Source organism: Rhizobium sp. LjRoot258, assembly GCF_964254185.1.
Lineage (GTDB): Bacteria > Pseudomonadota > Alphaproteobacteria > Rhizobiales > Rhizobiaceae > Rhizobium.
The window spans coordinates 395,726-416,898 of the sequence record NZ_CAXUST020000001.1; the positions used below are offsets into that span (position 1 = coordinate 395,726).

Here is a 21,173-nt window from a genome sequence, read left to right on the forward strand (position 1 = left end):
CTCATCCCCTCTTGTTCTTGACAGGTGCCGCAGCGGCATCGAGGCGGAAAGGATCGTCGTCATCATCCTTTCCCCAATCCATGTTGTCGAAATTGAATTCGCCGCGCGGCCCCTTCGCCTTGTCCCTCCAGCTCTGGGAGAGTTCATGCCGACAAGTCATTTCATGATAGAACCGTGCCGCCTCTGCAATGGTGCGGCTGTCGGTGAAATGCTGTTCGACGGCATCGAGCAAGAGACCTTCGGCAAGCCTCTTTGCGGTCAGGTTGATGTCTTCAATTCTGGTTTCGATCTCGTACATGCAAAGTCCTCCCGTTGTCCTTCAAGGATCGCCGTCGGCGGCGCATGGGACAACGGGGGGAGCAAGCGAAGGGAACGCGCTCACCAATAGCGCCGTAGTGACCAGAGCGAGCGAACGGCTGGCGCGGCGGTCAGAAATCGGTTCTATGGTCGAATGTCATCGCATGGGGGAGTAATGGAGAGCTTAGAAGAAAAGACGACAGCCGAACTGTTGACCCAGCATGCCGGGATCATGGATGAGCTACGGCGTCGAAACGTGCTCCGTAGTGCCAACAATCCCACAGGGGACCTAGCCGAATACCTGTTCTGTGCGGCCTTCGGATGGGAGCAGGCAACAAACTCGGTCAAAGGGTACGATGCCAAAGACCAGGACGGGACCAAGTTCCAGATAAAAGGGCGGCGGCTTCATCGGTTGAACAAGTCCCGTCAGCTTTCAGCCATTCGAGACCTCACAGGGTTTGACGTTCTGGCCGCTGTTCTCTTCGATGACGATTATGGGGTCCGACGCGCAGCACTCATCCCATCTGACGCGGTGAAGGCCCGTGCCGTCTATATCGGGCATACCAACTCGCATAAATTCCTGCTGAAAGATGACATCTGGAATGTGCCAGATGTCATCGACGTTACAGAGCGATTGCGGGCTGTCGAGTAGTCTTATGAGACCACTAGATTGATTTCGATCCCGGTTGACTGACCTGTGCCAGTGTCCAGGACTTCAAGGCTCACGGTGAAGGTTCCGACCGTCAGCGCGGGGCCGCTGAAACGGCCTGTCGCGGCATTGAACGTCACGCCCGTTGGAAGCCGGCCGAAATAGGAATAGACGTAGGGGCCCACGCCCTCGGCAACGATCGGCGACAAGTCGACGATCGCGAGGCGGGCGACCGATTGCGGGCCGGTCACGGTGACGCGGAATCCTGTCGGCTCTCCGGGTTGGCCGGGATCGGGATCGACGGGCGAGGGAATGGTCACGGTCTTGACCTGAAGAATTCCAGATCCCGGCGCTCGCCAGTAGAATGTCAGCTCGGCAGCACCCGCGCCGATTGGCGCGACCAGTGCGGCCACTATGGCTGCGATTATCGTTTTCCTCATGGTCTTCCCCTCCTGATGGTCGCATTGTTCGCCCCGGCGCTGTCGTCGGAGCCGTCTCCCTTCTTCCCGGCAAGTCCCCGCGTCGGGATCGCTCCGGGCGTCGAGCGGGAGGCGAGGGCGGCAGCACCCGCAGCCATCGCGCCAACGTGCCCCGCCTCGCCATATTGGGCGGTGCTCGGCACGTCGAACCAGGTTCCCACTCGGTCGGGCAAGTTGGCGATCAAGCCGAACAGCTTGATTGCCACGGTCCAGAGAATGAAAGTCTTCAGCGCCAGCGACACGATGAGGCCTGAAAGCCCCGCGATATGGCCTCCTGTCTGGCCAAAAAATGCCGTCGCCCACAGGGAATCCAGAGTGGACACCACCACGGCAAACAGGACGTAGGAGCCGCAGAGGGACAGGACGGCCAGCGCCGGCCGAAGCATGACGTTGAATAGCATCATCATGCCCGCTCTCTGGCCCTGAGCGATGAAATCGCCGTTGTCCATCTTCATGAAGGTTAGCGCCCACAGAAGGCTTGCCACCATCGCCTCTATGATGGCGAATGCCCAGGTTGCGGCGGCAATCATGACGAACAGGAAAGGGACCAAGGGGAGGACGTAGGCCCTCATGGCACCGATAAGCCATAGGGCTCCGATCGCCAGTTTCGACCAGTCGAGCAACCAGGTTGCCGCGCCGTTCGCGCCTACGGCCTCCGCAAACCAGTTGCTGGCCCCGACCATGACGGCAGCACCGCCGACAATCGCCGCGCCGGCCGCCGCGACCATGACATGACCAGAAGCGATAATGTCGCCCATAGGATCCGTTTTCGACGGATCGGAAGGGTTCGCAAGCCATTCGCCCAAGCTCCGGGACATGGGACCGAGAAGCTTGGTGAGGAAATCGGCGCTGGCATCCCCCGATGCCGCGAGATCATTGGCGGTCATGGATGCCTGAAGCTGCTCGCCGCTGATCTGATGCCGCAAGGCATCGAGCGCGTTCCGGACTGGCGCTTCGAAGCTGGCGAGCTGATCCAGCCGGGGCGCGGTTCTTTCGGCCTTCTCGGTCGCAAGCGCGATCGTCAATTGCGAGATGTCGGCCAGGCCGCGCCAGTAGGTCCCGGCATTGATCCAGCCCTTTTGACGCGCATCCTCGACCAGCTTTGAACGGCTGTCACTCTCGACCTTCGAAGCCTCTTTCGCGGCAGCTTCCGAAATCGTCTTGTCGTATGCCGCGCCAGCCGTGCGGATTTCAGCCGCGAGGCCAGCCGGGAGCATGGATTGCGAAACCGCTGTCATTGCGGCTTCGGGCGTCGGGATCGACTTGCCGTCCTGAAAGGTCGCGGCATACGTCGCGGCTTTCGCCCGGAGATTCGTCACCAGCGCCGCGACGGCTGCGCGTCGAGTTTCCGCGAATGTCGGCTGATCCTCTGGCATCGTGTACGACAGGGACCCGCAATCCCGGCCATAGGACCAGGTGACGGTTGGATTCGAGAACAAGCCTCCGCTGTGAAGCTCGCCAGATGTGGCGGGGAACGGGGTGGAATATCCCCACGGCTCGCCCGCCGCCTTCGCCACGGCAAGGCATATTTCATGCTCCGCCACATCGAACACCAGGCCAGAGCCTCCAGCGCTGGCGGTGACGATCGGAACACCATCCTTGGCGACGGTCTCGACAAAGGCAATCCATGTGGCATCGGCAAGATTGATCGCCGGCCGCAACACGATTTGCTTGATCGTCTCATGAATGGGGCTGAAACCGCCTGTGATCGGCACGAGGAGGCCAAGCCCGAAGACGACGCGTAGCGGAGCCCAAATCTGATGGAACCGCTCGCCCAAAACCTTGCCAGTATAGGCCGACTGGACGATGCCTTGAATCGTCATCCAGGCGAGGAGGTTCACGGCGATGATGGTCAGCGCCGACGAAAAGACCGCAAGGGCCTTCCCGTAGGGGGATGACGTGTCCGAAGGCAGCGCGGCGTTGACCCACTGCCACGCGATGTTTGTAGCACTCGGCTCGGCGAAGAGATCATAGAAGGTCATAGCATCGCTACCATGTGCGGCCCCGCGTCGTCGGCCTCGGCGGCATCGAGGAGCGCAGCAAGCTCCTCCTCGCTCACCGGGATGAATTCGCCCTCGCTCTCGCCTGGAGACGGCTTAGGAGTGGCATTCGCGCCACCGCCTTGACCAGCGCCCCCGCCGTTGCCGTCACCGCTCCCTGAACCGTCCTTGTCGGCTTCTGGTGTCGCGTCGGGATCGGGCATGAATTCCGCGTTCGGATTGTCGGACAGGTACCGCCCGATCGCCGACACTTCCGGCAGGATCGCGCCTATCATCGCCAGGCGCTCGCGGGCAAGGTTCCGCATCGCGTCGGGAACCGTGTAATGCGACCGCCTCGCGACGGCATGAATCTTGTCCTTCAGGTCCTTCCAGTCGCCAGTCGTTTCCATGTTCTGCAAATAGAACAGGACTCCGGGCTCGCAGAGAGCGAGCCAGCGCCGAAGGAATGGTCGCTCTTGGATCATCGTGAGGTTTCGGCGTCGAAGGCATGTGTCCAGGACAATGACGCACAGGCACTCGTGCGAAAGGAAGCGGCCAGCGAGGCGGCGGGACAGCCCTTCGCCGCGCTCGCGCCAGTGCTGCGCCTGTCCCTTCGTCTGGACTTTCGAGAACCGGGGGCGCATGTCAGAGCTCCAGCATGTCGAGGACTTCGCCGATCAAGGCTTGCATCTGGGCCTTGTCCATGGGGGCGCTGTCGAGGAGCGCGGCAAGCTCGGCATCGATCGCGGCCAGTCGGGCAATTTGGTGCTGGTTCAACCCGTCAACAAATTTTGACGCTGAAAATGCGAAGGGGCCTGAAGGCCCCTTGTCGTCATCGTATCCAGTGAAGACTTCGAATTCTATGTCTGGCGCTCGCATTGCGGCCTTCCTCCCTGTGTTCCTTTCCTATGCTCGCCTGTCGGCGTGCAAGGCTCAATCCCGTTAGCCGTAGAGGCTCGAAAGCGAAGCCATGATCTCGGAGCGGGCAACGTAGGATTCCGCTACCTGAAAGTCAGGACGATCGTGGAGCACGAAGTTATGAAAGAGGGCCGCGCCGACCGCGTTTGTTTCGGCTGCGCGACGGCATAGAGCTTCCCACTGGCCGCGATCGCCAGGAAGCTGCGCGGCATCCACGAAGGCCATGAATCGCAACACCTGTTCCTCTACTGGTCGAATTTCCACCCTCAGCCCTCCCGCTTCCGAACGTCAGCCGCAGCGTCGGCCGCGATCGTCGCCAGCATGGAATCCGCTTCCGCCCGGATCGGGGCCAGCGGGTCCGTGTGCTTCGGCGGCCCGGCATCGGGAAGGCCCGCAAGGAATATCGCGGCTTCCTCCCGCGATCCGCGGAAGATGGTCGTGCGCGGCGTCGTCGCGATCCGGGCGAGGACAATGCGGGTATCATCTTCATAGGCGATCATCAGACCCTTACGCTCGATCTCGGCTCCCGAAAAGGAAACGGGAGGTGGGGCGGGCCAGCTCGCCCGGATGATGTCATCGAGGCGGTGGGCGTGTCCGCTGTCGTCGCTGTAGTCGGTCATCATGTCCATTTCTGAATGGCCGCCAGCGCGATCATTCCAACATTTATCCCGACGAGGACCACAGCGGCGCGCCATGTCGTCTGCCCCGCGGCGGTTCGAGCATCAAGCGATTTCAGCCAGAGGAAATAGCAGAGGACGATAAGCAGGGTCGTCAGTGTGCCTGTCTTGATTGGATTGCTCCAATCGGCAAACCGCGAGACGATCAGATAGTTGTCGACGATGTATGCAGTCGCTTGAGCGAGCCAAGTAGGTTCGTTCACCTTGAGAATCTCCTATTCGATATTTTAGATGTGCGTCATGGCGGTCAGAGCCGCGAAGATTGCGGCTAGGCCAGCATAGCCGATCCCGGCCAGCGGGAGAGCGACCAGACCGCGACCAGAGCGCCAGCGGCTCGGTCCCTTCACCAAATGGGCAATGAGCAGCAGGCCGGCCGCATAAGGGGCCAGCGCGACGACAGATGCCACGCCGGGAAGCTTCGTCGCGAGCGTGTGCGCCGCGACGAAATAAAGCAACGGAACGTAGAGGACGGCCACCAGAACAATCCATTTCAAAAGTCTCTTCATCGAGAGTCTCCTAAAGCTTTGAAACCACAAGATTTGTAACAGTTTTGGGGAGGTGAGCCCAGGTTTCTGGAAGCTCTCCGCAGGATCGTCGATCGGATGGTGATCGAAGGTTTAACGGCGCTTCTGGCGGATCGGGTGGCCTTTACCCATCGACTTTGGCGGTCGTTTCCCAGTCCTCGATTTCGTAGCGGTATTCGTCGCAGAGCTGTTTCACGAGCACCACGTCTTGATCGCGGACGTATCGCCAGCAATCGAGGCGGCTGAGCGAGGTCAGGCCAGGCGGGTGACCGAGGATGAGTGCCAGCGCAGCGCACTCGGTCGTGCTGCCCGGCATCTGGTGCGGTGCGATCTTGCCGGAAAGGATTTCCTTCAGCTTCCGGCGCACCTTGTCTTCATATTCCATTTCTCAGTTCCTTTCACTCAACTGGCCTGATCGATGCTCGCCCGCGTTTCCGCAGGTGTCCAGCGGCTCGACTATCGTTCGGTTGTCGTCACGAAAATGCCGAAGTGACCGCCTTCCTCTTCGACCCAGCAGTCCTCGATGCATCCGCTACACCGCCGTTCAATATGCTGCGCGATGGCTTCCGCAATGTCGCCATCGGCCGGGAGGTGGTCCCAGTCCTGGAGGTCTTTCTCGAGATGTCGGGGCATGACGCAGGACCGGCATCTGACATCGATCGTCAGGGTGTAGGTGCAGCCGTTTGGGGACTGTTGCATGTCATGCCCCTCTCGCTGCGTTGGCAACGCGCATGGCGACAGTTGCGATCCGTCGTGCTTCCATCCAGTTCCTTTCGTCGCTCCTATGGATAGGGACGGTGTTACCGTCGCGGCGGATGAAAACTTCACATGTGGCGGCAACGTCTTCCCACTGCGGATGCCCGTCGGCGATGACGATGTCGAAGCTGTTCTCGGCAACCCGAAGTTCGGTTTTCCATGCAGAGTTAGCCTCATCCTGCGTCCAGAGGGTGCCTGGCTCTCCCTCGTTGCCGGGGTCCAATAGTACTTCTTTCGGGCGAGTTCCCCGCTCGATTGTGATGATCGGCGTGAACTCCCACGTCGAGACCATTCCGGCGAACGCGCCATCTGCTGCGTTGCAAAGCTTTGCGGCTGCACTTCCGAAGTCGGGGTTGCGGGCCAGGCGAAACAAGCCCTCAGGGCTGTCGTCAGCGTCAGGAAGAATGTCGCGGATATAGACCAGATCGACGATCGTTTCGTCCTTGATCGCCGCCAGAGCCGTCCCGCAGCCTTTATAGCGATCCGCCAATACGTCGGGGATTTTAATGACGATGGCAGGGGTCATGCTCCGCACCTCTCGACCTGCGCCAGCGTCGCGACCTGGTTGATCGCGATGCTGTTCCACCGCCTCAGAAATGGCGTGCTGTCTCTGGGGTCGGCGAGCTGATCCTGCACGGCAATCAGGAAGCGCCGCGTCAGGGCTGGAGACAGCGTTACGTGGCGGAGGGCGCGTAGAACATTGGTGGCCGTGTCGACCAGATGAACCTCGATGGCCAACCTCTGCTGGTCGTTCTCGATGTCGGGCAGCCATCGCGCATGCGCCGGGATGATCCGGGCATCAAACGGGGCATCGAAGATGAGCGTGCCGAACTGAAAGACCCACAGGATAAGTGGGCCGTCCACAACGATGTCCGCCTTCATCGGGTCCTGCCGGATCGACCTCACTTCGGTTCTCACCAGGTTCGGCATGCCGATCTGAAGGAGGTTGCCCCCATCGGTCAGGAAGTTGGCCGCCGCTCCCTCATGGGCTCGGATCGGAAGCGGGTACTCCTTGCCCCGCGAGAGTGTCACCAAGTTCATCAACATCTCCTGTTAGTTGTGTCTGCGACATGATCATTTCAAGCACATCAATTGGGAGGTGTCAACCGGATCAAAGTGAAGCATCATATTGATATTCTTCAAGGATTCGCCATGGAATCCTTGTCGGAAAATGGCTGCCAAAGGATTCGCTGGACCGAGCGCAAGGACTCGATGGCATCGAATCCTTGCAGCGTAAAGTTGAATCCTTGCTCCGGTCGGTAAAGGTTTTTAACCATGTGCGCAATCACGCTGTGAGGTGATCCAGAGCGCGGACACCCATTCGCTGGACGGCACGGGCAAGTTCCTGCCCGGAACCAGGGATACGTGTCCGTCTGACAAGCTTCTCGGTGCCCGTCATGCGTTCTCTGACGAAGATCGTGGCGACGTAGAAGAGTGTGCTGACGGCATCCGTGTGCATCGTCTCGACCACGATGACATCGATCCCGAGGCCACGAACTACGGTTGTTTTCGTCTTCATTGAAGCTCACCTAAACCGTTGACAACCCAAGTTTTATTGCAGGTTTCAGAGGTTGAGCCCAGGCATCTGGAAATCATCTTCAAGGTTTCCGGAACGAAGGCGTCCAAGTCGTTAACGCGAGTCCTAAGGGCACGACTGCAGGCGGGGTTGACGGGCAGCGCGGCGGCATAGGCTCTTGTTCCGCCTTGACCCAAAAGGGCATGGCGGTGCCCGCAGGGCATCAAGGAGCCGTCGCGCTGGCCGTCACCGAGCGAGAAGGTTCCATGTCTATGCGGGAGCGCCGGTCCGCGGGGCGGATCGACCAGAGACACGTGGCTCTGGTCGAAGGCAGTGCAGCATCGACATGGAAGAGAGTGAGGCTAACTGCCGGGGCGGATCACGAAAAGAAGCACGGCCGAAGAACGTGCCAGGGGAAAGGGAGAGCATATCGGAGCTCTGAGCATAGCGACGGCAGCGCCGTCAGAGCGGGAATTCGCGCATGCTTCAGCGGTTCCCGAGGCAGCCGTAGGAGCGTCAACATAGTGCCGCCAACGGCGGGACGCGGGATCGACTGCCTCCGATGAAGCATTCCGTGTGTCGGCCGGAAAGCTATGCCTTCCGCCCTCGAACGATCCTGCCATTCGCATCAAGGACGTGCGGTGTTAATTTCCGCTTCTTTACGGCCGCCTTCGGCGGCGGCGGCGGTGCGTTCGTTGCTGCCGCGCCGAGAAAACGAAGTTCAAGAGGGGACTTGAAGGTCTCAACGACCTCCCGAAGCACGTCGGTCGTGAATCGCTTGGTGTAGGTGCGCCCTTCACTGCCTCCACCTTCATGCCCCATGACGGCATCTATATGATCGTTCTGAAGTCGCGTCGAACCGAGAACTGTGCGAAAGCTGTGCCTGAAGGAATGAAACGAGGTCTTCGAGCTGACGCCCAGATCGATCTTCAACTTCGAGAACTGGCGACTGAACCCTGAGCTGAGCTTGCCTTTATGGAGCGTGAGCTCCGGGGAGAACAAATGCTCTGCACCCCTGGAGCGCTGTTGATCGACGAAGTTCATGAATCCGTGCTGGACCAGCCAGGAATGGATAGGAATGAGTCGAGTTCCGGACTCGGTCTTGGGGTCCCATCCGGTTCGTGCGGTAATGTTGAAGCAAGGTATGCCATCCCTCGCAATGATATCCGTACCCGGCCGCAGGCGACATATCTCCTCCAACCTCATGCCGGAGTGAAGGGAGATGAGTGGCAGCCAGTGCAGAGCGCTGGAATCCGGTGCGTCGCGGTATTCGCGGGATGTGAAGAGCCGTTGCAGGTCCTCGCGTGACCAGTCGTCGCGCGCGGACTTCTTCGATTTCGTATTCGGGAATGAGTGCCCCGAAAACGGCTGAACGGTTGCAGGGATGTGCTTCTTGTATATGAGCCATTTCCAGAGCGAATTCACTCCCGAGAAGTGGCGCTTCGCAGTTTTCATGGTTACGCGGGGCAAGGTCTTGTCGGCTTTGGCGCGGGCCAGTTCCTTCTTCGGAGACTCCGTTGCACCCTTCCCGTGGGCTGCCGGCATCTGAAGGACAAGCTCCCGAAACTCGGCGGCTGTGTCGAAGGTGACCTTTCCGACAGGAAGGTCGCCCATCAGCGCGATGAACATCTGCACGGTCTTAAGATACTGGTCCGTGGTTTCGTCGCCGAGTCCCTTGCTGTGATTGTATCCGGCGATGATATCCTTCTGCCAATCCTTGATGTAGCTGGAGAGCTTCGTCATGTTTGCGGCTGGTTCCGGCGGCGCTGCTGGTGCCGCTACGGTCGGCATGGAATTGGCGGCAACGGTTTCCTGCCCGAACACAGCCTGCATACGGCGATCGACATATTCGCGTAGTTGATCCTGGAGCGCAGCCGCCGTCCTTCGAAGACGGTCGCCACTTCGAACGTCGAAGTATTCTGAATGGTCCAGTGCTGCGTTCGCTTCCTGACTGAGATTGTCGCCATAAGAGACGCCGTCATCCGCACTCATGTTGAGGAGCGTGTTCGGCAAGGATTCATGGTATGCCCGGAGGCCTCCCGGTGACATGTCATCCACGATCTTGAGGCGTTGCTTCCAGGGGCTCGTGTCAAGCCATCTGCGCACCGCGACCCGGATGTCGTCATCCGTCAAAGGAAATTCGTCGTCTTCTTCTTCCAGCATCCGGAATAGTTTCTCCGTGGCAATGAACAGGTGCGCCGCTCGCGCTCGGGCTGTTCTTCGCACGGTGGTCTTTAAGGACCGGTATATCTCGGTCTGGCCAAGGCGATTTCGAAGAGGAGCGGGCACGCGCCGCCGGAAGAAGAAGGAATCGGCTTCGCGCCGGAGGAAGTTTGACATCGCCAAAGGCACCTTGTGGGGGTGCAGCGTGGGGGTATTCCCAGCGCTGGCGACATGAGGCTAAGTTGTTGAATTATAACAAGGAAAGTGGCTGGGGAACCTGGACTCGAACCAAGATTAACGGAGTCAGAGTCCGTCGTTCTACCATTGAACTATTCCCCAGCAGGAGCTGCCGAAGCATGGCTTGGCTGCTGTGCGGCGCTTATAACCAAAACATCACGGATTGCAAATACCCGTTTCGAAAAAAATCCACAGCGACCTGGTGATGTATTTTTGATGCGCGCCAAAAGGTCCATTCTCGCCCGTGGCAAAAAGAATTTGGCGATTTCGCCATGCGCTGGTATCTTCGCGGCAACGCAAAATCGAATGAGCGCCTGCTGCATACCTTTGGACTTGCGCGGCGCGATGGAAAAAGAACGTGGAAGACCCCGAAGGCGGCTCAAGGCCGCAAGGTAACGGGGCGTTGGCGGCAGGGCGCAAGGACGGCAAGAAGTCCAGGCGCCGCAAGGGCAAGCGTGGCGGGCAATCCCGCAATGCGAACCAGTCCGCCCAGCATGTCCTCTCCGGCGATACCGGAGAGGCGGCACGCCCAATCGAAGCCGGCAACGCGGCGCATAAGCGAAAGCGTCGCCGTCGTGGTGCGAGCGCCTCCGGCGAAGCCGGGCAGCAGCCGCAACGGACAAGCAACGAAATCTCCGCAACCGCCGGACAAGGCGTTCGCAGCGACAGCGAATCCGTGCCGAGCCGCCGCAATCGCCGCAAGCATCGCGGCAAGCGCGGCCTCCAGGGACGTCCGCTGGTGCATGAAAAGCCGGTGGGACATCCGGCCCAGCCGCAGCAGCCGGCCCCAACCGGGCGGAACGGGGTCACTGAATCGCGAACCGGCCAGAACGACAATCGTGCGGCACGCCAGTCCGACGGCGGGCAGCGCAGCCAAGGCGAACATCCTTGGCCGGATGAGCTTTATGCCGCTCTCGATCTCGGCACTAACAATTGCCGTCTGCTGATCGCCCAGCCAACGCGGCCGGGCCAGTTTCGCGTTGTTGACGCCTTCTCCCGGATCGTCCGCCTTGGCGAGGGATTGGCGGCAAGCGGTCGCCTCTCCGACGACGCCATGGATCGCGCCGTCGATGCGCTGCGTGTCTGCGCCTCCAAGCTGAAGAACCGCGAAATCCGCCGCATGCGGCTGATCGCGACCGAAGCCTGCCGGCAAGCGAGCAACGGGGCGCAATTCCTCGAGCGCGTGGTTGCAGAGACCGGTCTTGAGCTCGAGATCATCGATCGGGAAACCGAAGCGCGGCTCGCCGTTTCCGGCTGCTCGTCGCTTGTCGGACGGGAGACGCGCTCGGTCGTCCTCTTCGATATCGGCGGCGGCTCCTCTGAAATCGCGGTGATCCGCATCGGCGACAACCGTTTCAATCGCCTCGCCAATCACATCACCCACTGGACCTCGCTTCCCGTCGGCGTTGTCACGCTTTCGGAGCGCCATGGCGGACGTGATGTCACGCCGGATGTCTTTGAAGGCATGGTCGTGGAGGTGGAAGGCATGCTTGGCAGCTTCGATTGCCCTGCAATCGATATCGGTCATGCGGACGATTTCCATCTCATCGGCACCTCGGGAACCGTGACGACGCTTGCCGGCGTTCATCTCGACCTACCGCGCTACGACCGGCGCAAGGTCGACGGCATCTGGCTTTCAGATGACGAGGTCTCGGCGATGCAGGCAAAGCTGCTGTCGTGGGATTTCGCCAGCCGCGCCGCCAATCCCTGTATCGGGCCCGATCGCGCCGATCTGGTGCTGGCAGGCTGCGCCATTCTGGAGGCGATCCGCCGCCGCTGGCCGAGCCCGCGCATGCGTGTTGCCGATCGCGGCTTGAGGGAAGGCCTGCTCACAGACATGATGGCGGATGACGGCGTCTGGCGGCGCCACCGCAACCGCCGCGGGCAGCGCGGCAAATAGGGGACAAGCATGGCGAAGCCAACGATTGCGGGTAACCGCACCGGCCGCAAACTCGGCCAGCGCGTCAAGAATAAGAAGATGAAGGCGTCATCGCGGCAATGGCTGCAGCGCCACATCAACGATCCCTATGTGCAGCGTGCACAGCTGGAGGGTTATCGCGCGCGCGCCGCTTTCAAGCTGCTCGAGATCGACGAGAAGCACAGCATCCTGAAGGGCGCTCGTCGCATCATCGATCTTGGTGCTGCACCCGGAAGCTGGTCGCAGATCGCTGCCAAGGTAACAGGTTCCACCGATGAGGATATCCGCGTCGCAGCGATTGACTTTTTGGAGATGACTCAACTGCCGGGCGTGAAGATCCTGCAGCTGGACTTCCTGGATCCCTCAGCGCCGGCTCAGTTGATCGAAGCCGTCGGCGGCACCCCGGATCTGGTGATCTCAGACATGGCGGCGCCCACCACGGGCCACCATCGCACGGACCATCTGCGCACCATGCACCTCTGCGAAGTGGCGGCCCAGTTTGCCGTCGAAGTTTTGGGTGAGGGCGGTCATTTCCTTGCAAAGACCTTTCAGGGCGGCACCGAACGCGATCTGCTCAACATGCTGAAGCGGCATTTCAAGCAGGTCGTCCACGTCAAGCCGGCGTCGTCGCGCGCCGAATCCGTGGAGATGTTCCTGCTGGCGAAAGGCTTCAAGGGCCGCCAAGCGGATCCAGACGTCACGGAAGCTTGATCTTTGGGCTGGTCTTGAGTGATGATCGGCCTCCCAAGACTTGGAACGCCCCGGTACCATGCTCTTATACGTCACCCTCGGAACCAACGACATCGATCAGGCGCGGCGGTTTTACGACATCGTCCTGCCGCTGCTCGGCTACCGCCGCCAACGCTACTCCGAAGAGGAAATCGGCTATGCGGCAGATGGTGACACCCGCTGCCGGCTCTGGATCGTCACCCCATTCAACCGCCGGCGGGCCTCGAGCGGAAATGGTTCGATGGTCGCGCTTCATGCCGCGCGCCGCGTGGATGTGGATGCATTCCATGCCGCAGCGCTTGCCGCCGGCGGTGTCGATGAAGGCGCGCCGGGATTGCGGCCGTTCCATGCCAATTTCTATGCCGCCTATGTTCGCGATCCGGACGGCAACAAGCTCAGCGCCGTCTGCGAGACACCGGAATAGCCCTTACTTCACGGCCTGTTGCTCTGCCTCGATCGCCGCCGGGGCGAGGCGCTTTGCCTGGTGACCAGAGACCAGCGCGCCAGCGCTCTTGTCCATCCGGATGAAGGGGATAGTCGCCACGACGGTCAGGATCGCGATCACGTAAAAGGCGATGTGGAAGTCGGCAACCTGCAGCGCCTCGCCGCGGAAGTAGATCGACGTCTCCAGGATCGCGGCGGCAACCGCGACGCCGAGCGCCAGGCTGATCTGCTGCATGACCGAACTCATCGACGTTGCCTGGCTCGCCTGCGCATCATCGATATCGGCAAACGCCAGGGCATTGACGCCGGTAAAGAAGAACGAGCGCGAGAAGCCGCCGACCAGAAGGATGGCGATGATGACGAGGTGCGGCGTCTGTGGCGTGAACAAGCCGGTCGCGACAGTCACGATCGTCGTCACTCCCGCTGCCGAAAGCAGCGTGGCGCGGAAGCCGGCCGCGGCAAACACGCGGCGCGCCATGAACTTGGTGGTGATCGCACCGATCGCGCCGGCAAAGGTGATCAGGCCCGATTGGAACGGTGTCAGGCCGAAGCCGAGCTGCAGCATCAGCGGGGTCAGGAAGGGCATGGCGCCGATACAAATGCGAAACAGCGTGCCGCCGGTTGTCGATGCGCGGAAGGTCGGATTGCGGAACAGGTTCAGGTTGAGGATCGGTGCCGGATGTCGTTTGGCGTGGCGCACGTAGAGAAAGCCGCAGACGAGACCGATTGCGGTCGCGGTGATGCCGATAACGGGCGGCAAGGCCGGCAGGCTGACGACGGAAAGGCCGAAGACGACGCCGGCGGCCGAAAACGATGTCAGCAAAAAGCCGATGAAATCCAGCCTCGGCGGCGCCGTCGCTTCAACCTCAGGCAGGAAGATCGTTGCGAGCCAGACACCGATGATGCCAACCGGCACGTTGATCAGAAAGATCCAATGCCAGGTGAAATAGGTGGTGATGAAGCCGCCGAGCGGCGGGCCGGCCAACGGTCCGACGAGTGCCGGAATGGTCAGCAGCGCCATCGCCGAGACAAGCTCGCTTCGTTTCGTCGTTCTTAGAAGCACGAGGCGCCCGACCGGCGTCATCATCGCGCCGCCCATGCCTTGCAGGAAGCGAGCGAAGACGAACTCGATCAGCCCGGATGAGATCGCGCAGAAGATGGAGCCGATGACGAAGACGCAGATGGCTAGGCGGAAGATGCGCTTGGCGCCGAACCTGTCCGCCATCCAGCCGCTGATCGGAATGAAGACCGCGAGTGACACCATGTAGGATGTCAGCGCCAGTTTCAGCGTGATCGGCCCGACGTGGAGGTCGTTGGCGATTGCGGGCAGGGCGGTCGATATGACGGTGGAGTCCATCTGCTCCATGAAGAGAGCGACGGCGAGGATCAGCGGAACGATGCGGTTCATGCGCGAAATGCCTTGGAGGTCGTGCGAAGGCGGCTCGGGAGGACAGTGCTCTGTATTCCTAGGGAAAGGCTCTGCCAACCCCTCATTCCGCTTCTGAAACACGTTTGCATCACGTCTGTGTGAGGCTCTTGCTCAGCGATTTCAACGATCAAGATTGACCCATGTTTGTTTCGGCCGGCCGAAAGAAACGCGGCTGCGGTTCGTTATTCGGGGGCGGTGCGACAAAGATGCCGCGCGTTATCGCAAGGATGGGATATGCGAGTAGCGTCGGGGATGAAGCGGCGTGCGTTGTTTGCAGCGGGCATCGGCCTGCTGGCGACGCCGATGATTTTGAAAGAGACGGCCGCAATGGCCGCAAGTGGAGAAACGACCAAGATGGATGCGACGACGCAGCCCCAATTTAATCAATTCAAGCTCGGCTCTTATAGGTTTACGGTCTTCAAGGACGGCGCCAGCATTGGTGAAAAGCCCCATGAGACCTTCGGGGCCAACCAGAAGCCAGAGACTGTCCAGGAACTGCTCGCGAGGAATTTCCTGCCGACCGATAAATTCGTTAATTCCTATGCGCCGACACTGATCGATACCGGATCGGATGTCATCCTCGTCGATACCGGCTTTGGTGAGGGCGGCCGGGCCCGCGGCAGCGGCCAGCTTCGCGATGGGCTTAAGGCTGCCGGCTATTCGGCAGACGACATCACGCTGGTGGCGCTGACCCACCTGCATGGCGATCATATCGGCGGCCTGATGGAAGCTGGCGCTCCAGCTTTCAAGAATGCGCGGTATGTCATCGGCCAGATCGAATACGATTTCTGGACTGACAAGGCCCGCGAGGGCACGCCCGCCGAAGGCGGCCACAAAGCAGTTCTGGCCAATGTCTTGCCTCTTGCCGAGAAAGCGACCTTCATCGGTGACGGCGGCAAAGTTGCGGGCGGCATTACGGCGATGCTGGCGCCAGGACACACGCCTGGACACATGGTTTTCCATGTCGAATCGGAAGGCAAGCGCCTGGTCGCGACGGGCGATACCGCCAATCACTACATCTTGTCGCTGCAGAAGCCCGACTGGGAGGTTCGCTTCGACGCGGACAAGACGCAGGCAGCAGCAACGCGGCGGAAGGTATTCGACATGATCGCCACCGATAGGATCGCTTTCCTGGGCTACCACATGCCGTTCCCGGCGGTCGGCTTTGTCGAGACGTACGAGGATGGATATCGCTTCGTTCCGAAGACCTACCAGTTCGACCTGTGAGGTCGCTGCATGGCAGCCATACCAAGCCCGGCGGACACGTCGGGCTTTTTGCTATTCCCTTCCTGTCATAGACGTGTTACCAGCCCTCGCCAACTTCCAAAGCAACCCTTGCACACCGCCGGTGCGGACGATTCGTTCCGGGAGGCGTTGCATTTTTCTTAATTGAAGGAAATTGGCCATGGCTCGCATCATAGAAACGCCAACCGGTTTGGACGCGCTCACGTTCGATGACGTGCTCCTGCAGCCCGGTCATTCCGAGGTCTTGCCCGGTCAGACGAGCGTCGCAACGCGGATTGCGACCGATTTCGAGTTGAACATCCCGATCATCTCCTCGGCAATGGACACCGTCACGGAAAGCCGCCTTGCCATCGCCATGGCGCAGGCGGGCGGGCTTGGCGTCATCCACAAGAACCTGACGCCCGCCGAGCAGGCCGAGCAGGTCCGCCAGGTCAAGAAGTTCGAAAGCGGCATGGTGGTCAACCCGGTGACGATCGGTCCCGATGCGACGCTGGCCGATGCGCTCGGGCTGATGAAGACCTACAGTATCTCTGGCATTCCGGTCGTCGAAAAGTCCGGCCGTCTCGTCGGCATCCTGACCAACCGCGACGTCCGCTTCGCGTCGGACCCGAAGCAGAAGATCCACGAGCTGATGACCCATCAGGGCCTCATCACCGTCAAGGAGAACGTCGATCAGCAGGAAGCCAAGCGCCTGTTGCACGCGCACCGCATCGAAAAGCTGCTGGTGATCGACGGCGAAGGTCGTTGCGTCGGTCTCATCACCGTCAAGGACATTGAAAAGTCGCAGCTGAACCCGAATGCATCCAAGGATGCGCAGGGCCGCCTGCGCGCCGCTGCCGCCGTCGGCGTCGGTGATGATGGATTCGAGCGGGCTGAACGCTTGATCGAGGCAGGCGTTGATCTTCTCGTCGTCGATACCGCGCATGGCCATTCGGCCCGCGTTCTCGAGGCTGTCACCCGCGTGAAGAAGCTTTCCAACTCCGTGCGCGTCATGGCCGGCAACGTGGCAACATCGGAAGGCACCAGGGCGTTAATCGATGCCGGTGCGGATGCCGTCAAGGTCGGTATTGGTCCGGGTTCGATCTGCACGACGCGCATCGTCGCCGGTGTCGGCGTTCCCCAGCTTGCCGCCATCATGTCGGCCGTCGAGGCTGCGCAAGCGCAGGATGTTCCCGTCATCGCAGACGGCGGCATCAAGTTCTCGGGCGACGTCGCCAAGGCGATTGCATCAGGCGCCTCCGCTGTCATGATCGGTTCGCTGCTCGCCGGCACCGATGAAAGCCCCGGCGAAGTGTACCTCTACCAGGGCCGTTCCTTCAAAGCCTACCGCGGCATGGGCTCGGTCGGTGCCATGGCGCGCGGCTCGGCAGACCGCTATTTCCAGGCTGAAGTGCGCGACACGCTGAAGCTCGTGCCCGAGGGCATCGAAGGCCAGGTTCCCTACAAGGGCCCGGTCTCCGGCGTCCTGCATCAGCTTGCCGGCGGCCTCAAGGCCGCCATGGGTTATGTCGGCGGCAAGGATATCAAGGACTTCCAGGCGCGTGCGACCTTCGTGCGCATCTCCGGCGCCGGCCTTCGCGAAAGCCATCCCCACGACGTGACGATCACCCGCGAGAGCCCCAACTATCCGGGCTCCGGCGGCTGAAAATGAACGCGGGCAGCCGTATTCCGCTCTGGATTATCGCGCTGCTCGCAGCCATCTGCCTCGGCGTGCTTGCGTGGACGACATTCGGCTTTGTCGTCCCCTTTAAGCATGAGACCGGGCAGGCCGTTCTCGATGTCTATTTCTCCGGTTATGACGAATTGACCGTCGGCCGGATGCGGCAGCTCCTCGACCACAACGAGATCGCCAACAATTTGCTGCAGGCGATGTATGCCGGTCCGGAGATGATCTTCCCGGCGCTTCTGACCGCACTCCTGCTGCTGGTGTTGATGTGGTTGAGACCTAGCGGCTCCCACTTCAATCGACCGATCCGTCCTTCCCTGATCGCGCTCGTCTATGTGCTTCCCTTCATCTATGGCCTTGCCGATTACGGCGAAAACATCTCCAGCCTGATTGCCTTTGGAGACAGCGCCTGGACGGAACATGCCGCTCGCCTGTTGCCGTGGATGACGCGAGTGAAGTTCGCGAGCCTCGCCATCTGCCTGATCGTCATTGCCCGCTTCGCCATCGTTCGCGCGATGCATCGCGAAGAGGGCGACACATAGTCTCACCGCTGCCACCGCCATGCCCGGCCCGACGGAAACAACCGGCCTGGTCGAACTTGCCGGCAAGGACAAGGCGTAGCAGCAGGGCCTCCTTCACTGCCTCAGTTCGCAGGTATCGATGGGTCACGTCGGTCGCGCCGAAGAGATCGCCGCCGCATTTTTTCCAGCGTCGGACGGGTCAGGCCTCCTCACGGGTGCCGAGATCTTCGCCAATGGCGGCATCGCGCCGGTCTGATGCAGCCTTGCCCGCCGCTCGTTGCGGTGGGCATTTGCGGCGCTGACGGTTTTCCTCTACAGCACGGAAACCAAACGGAAAGCGGCAGGAAGAGACAGCATGACCGGCTACGAAATGTTCTGGCCCATCATTGCCCACGTAGGCCTAGTCTATTTCCTCTACATGCTTCTTGGCTATCGCCGCCGGAAATTGGTTCAGGCGGGAAAGGTTCGCCGATCGAATTACCGCGAAAACCGCGATGAACCGCCCGAAGGCCTCTTCGTCAAGAATTGCCTCGCCAATCAGTTCGAGTTGCCGGTGCTGTTCTACGCCTGCTGTGTCCTCCTCTACATCACGGAAGCCGACAACCTCGTTGCCGTCGTGCTTGCCTGGGTCTTCGTGGCGCTGCGCTATCTGCATGCTTTCGTGCATGTCACCAGCAACAACCTCCGTTACCGCAGCCCGCTCTTTGCAGCCGGTTATGTGGTGCTCGGTGCCATGTGGCTGTGGCTTGCCGTCTGGATGGTCTTCCCGAACGGCTGAGCGACTTGAAGTAACGCAGTTTTGTTCCTGCGTGACCGGCCACTGACCTATCTTCCCTCGCAGGTGAAAGCCGACAGGTAGGGAACGGGAGGACCTCAAATGAACAGGCCGGAAATCACGCAGGCGATGATCAACGCCTACGACGAATACACGCATCTGACACTCGACCGCCGCAGCTTCATGGACAGGCTGACAAAGTTGGCCGGTTCCGCCGGTGCCGCCGCCGTCATCGTGCCGATGCTCGCTGCCAACAAGGCAAGTGCGGAAATGATCGCCGCCGACGACCAGCGACTGGTGGGGAAGGACGTAACCTATCCCGGCGGTGCCGGTGAGATGAAAGGCTATCTGGTCGAACCGAAGGATGCCTCGGGCAGACTTGGCGCGGTGATCGTCGTCCACGAAAACCGCGGCCTCAATTCGCATATCCGTGATGTCGCGCGCCGCATGGCACTGGAGGGCTTCATCGCGCTGGCGCCGGATTTCCTTTCGCCCCAGGGCGGCACACCGCAGAACGAGGACAAGGCCCGCGAGATGTTCAGCAAGCTCGATCGGGCCGCCACCGTGGCGAACGCCGAGGCGACGCTCGCCTATCTGACCAAGCTCGACAATTCCAATGGCAAGGTCGGCGTGATCGGATTTTGCTGGGGTGGTGGGCTGGTAAACGACTTCGCCACCAAATCGCCGGAACTGAAGGCCGGCGTCGCCTATTATGGGGCGCAGCCGCAGGCGGCCGACGTGCCGAACATCAAGGCTGCACTGATGCTGCACTATGCCGGTCTCGACGACCGCATCAATTCCGGCATCGACGCCTACAAGAAGGCGCTGCAGGAGAACGGCAAGGACTTCCAGATCTTCGTCTATGACGGCGTCAATCACGCCTTCAACAACGATACCTCGTCGGCCCGCTACGACAAGAAGGCCGCCGATCTGGCCTGGAGCAGGACGGTCGCATTCCTGAAGAAGAATCTCGCCTGATCAGGCCGCCAGTTCGTGCGGGGCAGGCGCGACGGCGATGATCGCCTCTGCCAGCGCCTCCATTTCCTTGCCGCGATGATTGCTGCGCCGCCAGGCGAGGCCGATTTCGCGCGACGGCTGCGGATCGGTGAACGGGAGTATGCGAATGGAATTGCGGCTGGTTTCCGTGGGAATGGCCATTTCAGGAATGAGCGTCATACCCATGTCGTGCGACACCATCTGCAGGAGCGTTGCCATCGACGTCGCGCCGAAATTCACAAGGCTGCGCTTGCCGGCGCTGCAGACGGCGAGCGCCTGATCGCGTAGGCAATGTCCTTCTTCGAGTAACAGGAGCCGGTCCACGTTCACCTCATGCTCGGTCAGCGGCGACATCAGTACTGCCTCTCCGTTGTCGGCCACTGCCATGAAGAAGCGGTCGGTGAAGAGCGGCCGCGTCTGGATGCCTTCGATGTCGAGCGGCAACGCCGCGATCACGGCATCCAGTTTCCCTGTCAGAAGATCTGCCATCAGTCGATCGGTCACCGCCTCCCGCAGTTCTACCTCGACGCTGGGGTATGTCTTGCGCAGATGCGGAACGAACTGCGGGACGAGGTAAGGTGCGACGGTGGGAATAATTCCGATGCGGATCAGACCTTCGAGTGTTCCGCCGCCTTTTCGTGCCGTCTGCTCGAGCAGGTCGACTTGATGCAGGATGGCGCGGACGTAGTGCAGCACCTCTTCGCCCTTCGGCGTCAGAAAGGTGTTCTGCCGCGTGCGCTCGACGAGCTTGGCACCGAGATACTCTTCCATCTCCATGATCTGGGTCGACAGCGCTGGCTGGCTGATGTGGACCATTTCGGCGGCCCGCCCGAAATGGCGCGTCGTTGCCAGCGCATCGAAGTAGCGCATCTGTCGAAGTGTCAGCATGATAATTTCTTCCAATCGAATGCCTCAATAAATACGACTGGAGATTATCGAAGGTCAATGGACAACTGTTCCGGTGGTGGTGGGCGGACAATCATCAATAGCCGCCTTCAAGCGCGCCCACGCGGATGCGAGTCGCGCCTGCGTCGAGGACGGCTACAAGATCGATACGATCAGCGCTGAGCCGGAGGCAGCTGGGTAAATTCGCAGCCTGAAGATGACCAAATCGGGGCGTATCACCCCGATTTTTTTATACTTTTCCCGATTAAGACAATCCGATCTATCTCGTTTACGAGTCGTGAAGACCTGCATGTCATATCGGCCAAATGGCGCCGGCATGAACCACCTCCGTCGCTCCAAATAGAACAAA

General features: G+C 60.7%; 26 protein-coding genes, 1 tRNA gene and 1 pseudogene. 9 read left to right on the top strand and 19 right to left on the bottom strand.

Translation table 11 applies throughout. The annotated features are described in order from the left end of the window. Window position 1: 1 nt before the first annotated feature. Window positions 2-298 carry a hypothetical protein gene (locus ACSQ9D_RS01960; RefSeq protein ID WP_436280943.1) on the bottom strand — a complete coding sequence of 99 codons (297 nt, stop codon included), beginning with the start codon at window positions 296-298 and terminating at the stop codon, window positions 2-4. Between the two features lie 174 nt (window positions 299-472). Between ACSQ9D_RS01960 and ACSQ9D_RS01965 the strand changes: the two genes are divergently transcribed. After that, window positions 473-949 carry a hypothetical protein gene (locus tag ACSQ9D_RS01965; protein ID WP_436280944.1) on the top strand — a complete coding sequence of 159 codons (477 nt, stop codon included), beginning with the start codon at window positions 473-475 and terminating at the stop codon, window positions 947-949. A gap of 2 nt (window positions 950-951) precedes the next feature. Here ACSQ9D_RS01965 and ACSQ9D_RS01970 read toward each other — a convergent pair whose 3' ends face one another. The 16 genes and pseudogenes from ACSQ9D_RS01970 to ACSQ9D_RS02045 form a co-directional block, all read right to left on the bottom strand. After that, the gene (locus tag ACSQ9D_RS01970) at window positions 952-1,386 is read right to left on the bottom strand and encodes a putative Ig domain-containing protein (protein ID WP_436280945.1); all 435 of its coding nucleotides are present in this window, start codon (window positions 1,384-1,386) and stop codon (window positions 952-954) included. Beyond that, a complete protein-coding gene (locus ACSQ9D_RS01975) occupies window positions 1,383-3,407 on the bottom strand; it encodes a DotA/TraY family protein (RefSeq protein WP_436280946.1) in 2,025 nt (674 codons plus the stop codon). The genes ACSQ9D_RS01970 and ACSQ9D_RS01975 overlap by 4 nt, the downstream gene beginning before the upstream one ends. After that, window positions 3,404-4,048, bottom strand: coding sequence for a hypothetical protein (locus tag ACSQ9D_RS01980; RefSeq protein WP_436280947.1), 645 nt, complete (start codon window positions 4,046-4,048; stop codon window positions 3,404-3,406). The genes ACSQ9D_RS01975 and ACSQ9D_RS01980 overlap by 4 nt, the downstream gene beginning before the upstream one ends. Window position 4,049: 1 nt before the next feature. Next, window positions 4,050-4,283, bottom strand: coding sequence for a hypothetical protein (locus tag ACSQ9D_RS01985; RefSeq protein ID WP_436280948.1), 234 nt, complete (start codon window positions 4,281-4,283; stop codon window positions 4,050-4,052). Between the two features lie 63 nt (window positions 4,284-4,346). Next, window positions 4,347-4,586 (bottom strand): hypothetical protein, encoded by a 240-nt coding sequence (locus ACSQ9D_RS01990; protein WP_436280949.1) that lies wholly within the window; start codon window positions 4,584-4,586, stop codon window positions 4,347-4,349. A 2-nt stretch (window positions 4,587-4,588) separates the two neighbouring features. Continuing rightward, complete coding sequence (locus tag ACSQ9D_RS01995; protein ID WP_436280950.1) at window positions 4,589-4,945, bottom strand: hypothetical protein; 357 nt, start codon at window positions 4,943-4,945, stop codon at window positions 4,589-4,591. Next, window positions 4,942-5,202, bottom strand: a complete 261-nt coding sequence (locus ACSQ9D_RS02000; RefSeq protein WP_436280951.1) for a hypothetical protein — start codon at window positions 5,200-5,202, stop codon at window positions 4,942-4,944. Before ACSQ9D_RS02000 ends, ACSQ9D_RS01995 begins: the two co-directional genes overlap by 4 nt. Before the next feature lie 24 nt (window positions 5,203-5,226). Next, window positions 5,227-5,505, bottom strand: a complete 279-nt coding sequence (locus tag ACSQ9D_RS02005) for a hypothetical protein (protein WP_436280952.1) — start codon at window positions 5,503-5,505, stop codon at window positions 5,227-5,229. A 142-nt stretch (window positions 5,506-5,647) separates the two neighbouring features. Beyond that, window positions 5,648-5,908 carry a hypothetical protein gene (locus ACSQ9D_RS02010; RefSeq protein WP_436280953.1) on the bottom strand — a complete coding sequence of 87 codons (261 nt, stop codon included), beginning with the start codon at window positions 5,906-5,908 and terminating at the stop codon, window positions 5,648-5,650. A 71-nt stretch (window positions 5,909-5,979) separates the two neighbouring features. Then, complete coding sequence (locus ACSQ9D_RS02015; RefSeq protein ID WP_436280954.1) at window positions 5,980-6,222, bottom strand: hypothetical protein; 243 nt, start codon at window positions 6,220-6,222, stop codon at window positions 5,980-5,982. Window position 6,223: 1 nt separating this feature from the next. Continuing rightward, complete coding sequence (locus ACSQ9D_RS02020; protein WP_436280955.1) at window positions 6,224-6,805, bottom strand: hypothetical protein; 582 nt, start codon at window positions 6,803-6,805, stop codon at window positions 6,224-6,226. Beyond that, on the bottom strand, window positions 6,802-7,320 hold the full coding sequence (locus tag ACSQ9D_RS02025) for a hypothetical protein (RefSeq protein ID WP_436280956.1): 519 nt from the start codon (window positions 7,318-7,320) through the stop codon (window positions 6,802-6,804). The genes ACSQ9D_RS02020 and ACSQ9D_RS02025 overlap by 4 nt, the downstream gene beginning before the upstream one ends. Before the next feature lie 244 nt (window positions 7,321-7,564). Beyond that, complete coding sequence (locus ACSQ9D_RS02030) at window positions 7,565-7,798, bottom strand: hypothetical protein (RefSeq protein ID WP_436280957.1); 234 nt, start codon at window positions 7,796-7,798, stop codon at window positions 7,565-7,567. Between the two features lie 588 nt (window positions 7,799-8,386). After that, a complete protein-coding gene (locus ACSQ9D_RS02035; protein ID WP_436283746.1) occupies window positions 8,387-9,958 on the bottom strand; it encodes a site-specific integrase in 1,572 nt (523 codons plus the stop codon). A 3-nt stretch (window positions 9,959-9,961) separates the two neighbouring features. Next, a pseudogene (locus tag ACSQ9D_RS02040) lies at window positions 9,962-10,135 on the bottom strand (DUF6538 domain-containing protein); the annotation flags it as partial. Window positions 10,136-10,223: 88 nt separating this feature from the next. Further along, window positions 10,224-10,297 (bottom strand) — tRNA-Gln (locus ACSQ9D_RS02045). A gap of 256 nt (window positions 10,298-10,553) precedes the next feature. Here ACSQ9D_RS02045 and ACSQ9D_RS02050 point away from each other — a divergent pair. The 3 genes from ACSQ9D_RS02050 to ACSQ9D_RS02060 are packed head-to-tail and all read left to right on the top strand — an operon-like array spanning window position 10,554 to window position 13,266. Continuing rightward, the gene (locus ACSQ9D_RS02050; RefSeq protein WP_436280958.1) at window positions 10,554-12,095 is read left to right on the top strand and encodes a Ppx/GppA phosphatase family protein; all 1,542 of its coding nucleotides are present in this window, start codon (window positions 10,554-10,556) and stop codon (window positions 12,093-12,095) included. 9 nt (window positions 12,096-12,104) lie between these two features. Further along, window positions 12,105-12,824 (top strand): RlmE family RNA methyltransferase, encoded by a 720-nt coding sequence (locus ACSQ9D_RS02055; RefSeq protein ID WP_436280959.1) that lies wholly within the window; start codon window positions 12,105-12,107, stop codon window positions 12,822-12,824. Between the two features lie 58 nt (window positions 12,825-12,882). Beyond that, window positions 12,883-13,266: a VOC family protein gene (locus ACSQ9D_RS02060; protein WP_436280960.1), complete on the top strand. Its 384-nt coding sequence runs from the start codon at window positions 12,883-12,885 to the stop codon at window positions 13,264-13,266. A 3-nt stretch (window positions 13,267-13,269) separates the two neighbouring features. On the opposite strand, the gene ACSQ9D_RS02065 is transcribed toward ACSQ9D_RS02060, so the two are convergent. Continuing rightward, window positions 13,270-14,694 (bottom strand): DHA2 family efflux MFS transporter permease subunit, encoded by a 1,425-nt coding sequence (locus ACSQ9D_RS02065; RefSeq protein ID WP_436280961.1) that lies wholly within the window; start codon window positions 14,692-14,694, stop codon window positions 13,270-13,272. Between the two features lie 255 nt (window positions 14,695-14,949). Here ACSQ9D_RS02065 and ACSQ9D_RS02070 point away from each other — a divergent pair, with 255 nt between their 5' ends. The 5 genes from ACSQ9D_RS02070 to ACSQ9D_RS02090 all read left to right on the top strand — a co-directional run bounded on the left by ACSQ9D_RS02070 (window position 14,950) and on the right by ACSQ9D_RS02090 (window position 19,900). Further along, the gene (locus tag ACSQ9D_RS02070) at window positions 14,950-15,942 is read left to right on the top strand and encodes an MBL fold metallo-hydrolase (RefSeq protein ID WP_436280962.1); all 993 of its coding nucleotides are present in this window, start codon (window positions 14,950-14,952) and stop codon (window positions 15,940-15,942) included. 178 nt (window positions 15,943-16,120) lie between these two features. Then, window positions 16,121-17,605, top strand: a complete 1,485-nt coding sequence (guaB, locus tag ACSQ9D_RS02075) for an IMP dehydrogenase (RefSeq protein WP_037113972.1) — start codon at window positions 16,121-16,123, stop codon at window positions 17,603-17,605. Window positions 17,606-17,607: 2 nt separating this feature from the next. Continuing rightward, window positions 17,608-18,168: a hypothetical protein gene (locus tag ACSQ9D_RS02080; protein WP_436280963.1), complete on the top strand. Its 561-nt coding sequence runs from the start codon at window positions 17,608-17,610 to the stop codon at window positions 18,166-18,168. A 334-nt stretch (window positions 18,169-18,502) separates the two neighbouring features. Beyond that, a complete protein-coding gene (locus tag ACSQ9D_RS02085) occupies window positions 18,503-18,925 on the top strand; it encodes an MAPEG family protein (protein WP_436280964.1) in 423 nt (140 codons plus the stop codon). 99 nt (window positions 18,926-19,024) lie between these two features. Then, entirely contained in the window at window positions 19,025-19,900 is an 876-nt protein-coding gene (locus ACSQ9D_RS02090; RefSeq protein WP_436280965.1) for a dienelactone hydrolase family protein, read from the top strand. Here ACSQ9D_RS02090 and ACSQ9D_RS02095 read toward each other — a convergent pair whose 3' ends face one another. Then, window positions 19,901-20,806: a hydrogen peroxide-inducible genes activator gene (locus ACSQ9D_RS02095; RefSeq protein WP_037113965.1), complete on the bottom strand. Its 906-nt coding sequence runs from the start codon at window positions 20,804-20,806 to the stop codon at window positions 19,901-19,903. It lies immediately after the preceding gene. Between the last annotated feature and the right edge of the window lie 367 nt (window positions 20,807-21,173).

Bases quoted from the DNA above. Each gene is read 5' to 3' on its own strand.
- ACSQ9D_RS02095 (WP_037113965.1), bottom strand. From the start codon at position 20,806: ATGCTGACACTTCGACAGATGCGCTACTTCGATGCGCTGGCAACGACG.
- ACSQ9D_RS02055 (WP_436280959.1), top strand. From the start codon at position 12,105: ATGGCGAAGCCAACGATTGCGGGTAACCGCACCGGCCGCAAACTCGGC.
- ACSQ9D_RS02015 (WP_436280954.1), bottom strand. From the start codon at position 6,222: ATGCAACAGTCCCCAAACGGCTGCACCTACACCCTGACGATCGATGTC.
- ACSQ9D_RS01980 (WP_436280947.1), bottom strand. From the start codon at position 4,048: ATGCGCCCCCGGTTCTCGAAAGTCCAGACGAAGGGACAGGCGCAGCAC.
- ACSQ9D_RS02030 (WP_436280957.1), bottom strand. From the start codon at position 7,798: ATGAAGACGAAAACAACCGTAGTTCGTGGCCTCGGGATCGATGTCATC.
- ACSQ9D_RS02020 (WP_436280955.1), bottom strand. From the start codon at position 6,805: ATGACCCCTGCCATCGTCATTAAAATCCCCGACGTATTGGCGGATCGC.
- ACSQ9D_RS02070 (WP_436280962.1), top strand. From the start codon at position 14,950: ATGCGAGTAGCGTCGGGGATGAAGCGGCGTGCGTTGTTTGCAGCGGGC.
- ACSQ9D_RS01995 (WP_436280950.1), bottom strand. From the start codon at position 4,945: ATGATGACCGACTACAGCGACGACAGCGGACACGCCCACCGCCTCGAT.
- ACSQ9D_RS02090 (WP_436280965.1), top strand. From the start codon at position 19,025: ATGAACAGGCCGGAAATCACGCAGGCGATGATCAACGCCTACGACGAA.
- ACSQ9D_RS02080 (WP_436280963.1), top strand. From the start codon at position 17,608: ATGAACGCGGGCAGCCGTATTCCGCTCTGGATTATCGCGCTGCTCGCA.
- guaB (WP_037113972.1), top strand. From the start codon at position 16,121: ATGGCTCGCATCATAGAAACGCCAACCGGTTTGGACGCGCTCACGTTC.
- ACSQ9D_RS02085 (WP_436280964.1), top strand. From the start codon at position 18,503: ATGACCGGCTACGAAATGTTCTGGCCCATCATTGCCCACGTAGGCCTA.
- ACSQ9D_RS01960 (WP_436280943.1), bottom strand. From the start codon at position 298: ATGTACGAGATCGAAACCAGAATTGAAGACATCAACCTGACCGCAAAG.
- ACSQ9D_RS02025 (WP_436280956.1), bottom strand. From the start codon at position 7,320: ATGAACTTGGTGACACTCTCGCGGGGCAAGGAGTACCCGCTTCCGATC.
- ACSQ9D_RS01975 (WP_436280946.1), bottom strand. From the start codon at position 3,407: ATGACCTTCTATGATCTCTTCGCCGAGCCGAGTGCTACAAACATCGCG.
- ACSQ9D_RS02065 (WP_436280961.1), bottom strand. From the start codon at position 14,694: ATGAACCGCATCGTTCCGCTGATCCTCGCCGTCGCTCTCTTCATGGAG.
- ACSQ9D_RS02010 (WP_436280953.1), bottom strand. From the start codon at position 5,908: ATGGAATATGAAGACAAGGTGCGCCGGAAGCTGAAGGAAATCCTTTCC.
- ACSQ9D_RS02060 (WP_436280960.1), top strand. From the start codon at position 12,883: ATGCTCTTATACGTCACCCTCGGAACCAACGACATCGATCAGGCGCGG.
- ACSQ9D_RS02035 (WP_436283746.1), bottom strand. From the start codon at position 9,958: ATGCTGGAAGAAGAAGACGACGAATTTCCTTTGACGGATGACGACATC.
- ACSQ9D_RS01970 (WP_436280945.1), bottom strand. From the start codon at position 1,386: ATGAGGAAAACGATAATCGCAGCCATAGTGGCCGCACTGGTCGCGCCA.
- ACSQ9D_RS01985 (WP_436280948.1), bottom strand. From the start codon at position 4,283: ATGCGAGCGCCAGACATAGAATTCGAAGTCTTCACTGGATACGATGAC.
- ACSQ9D_RS01965 (WP_436280944.1), top strand. From the start codon at position 473: ATGGAGAGCTTAGAAGAAAAGACGACAGCCGAACTGTTGACCCAGCAT.
- ACSQ9D_RS02005 (WP_436280952.1), bottom strand. From the start codon at position 5,505: ATGAAGAGACTTTTGAAATGGATTGTTCTGGTGGCCGTCCTCTACGTT.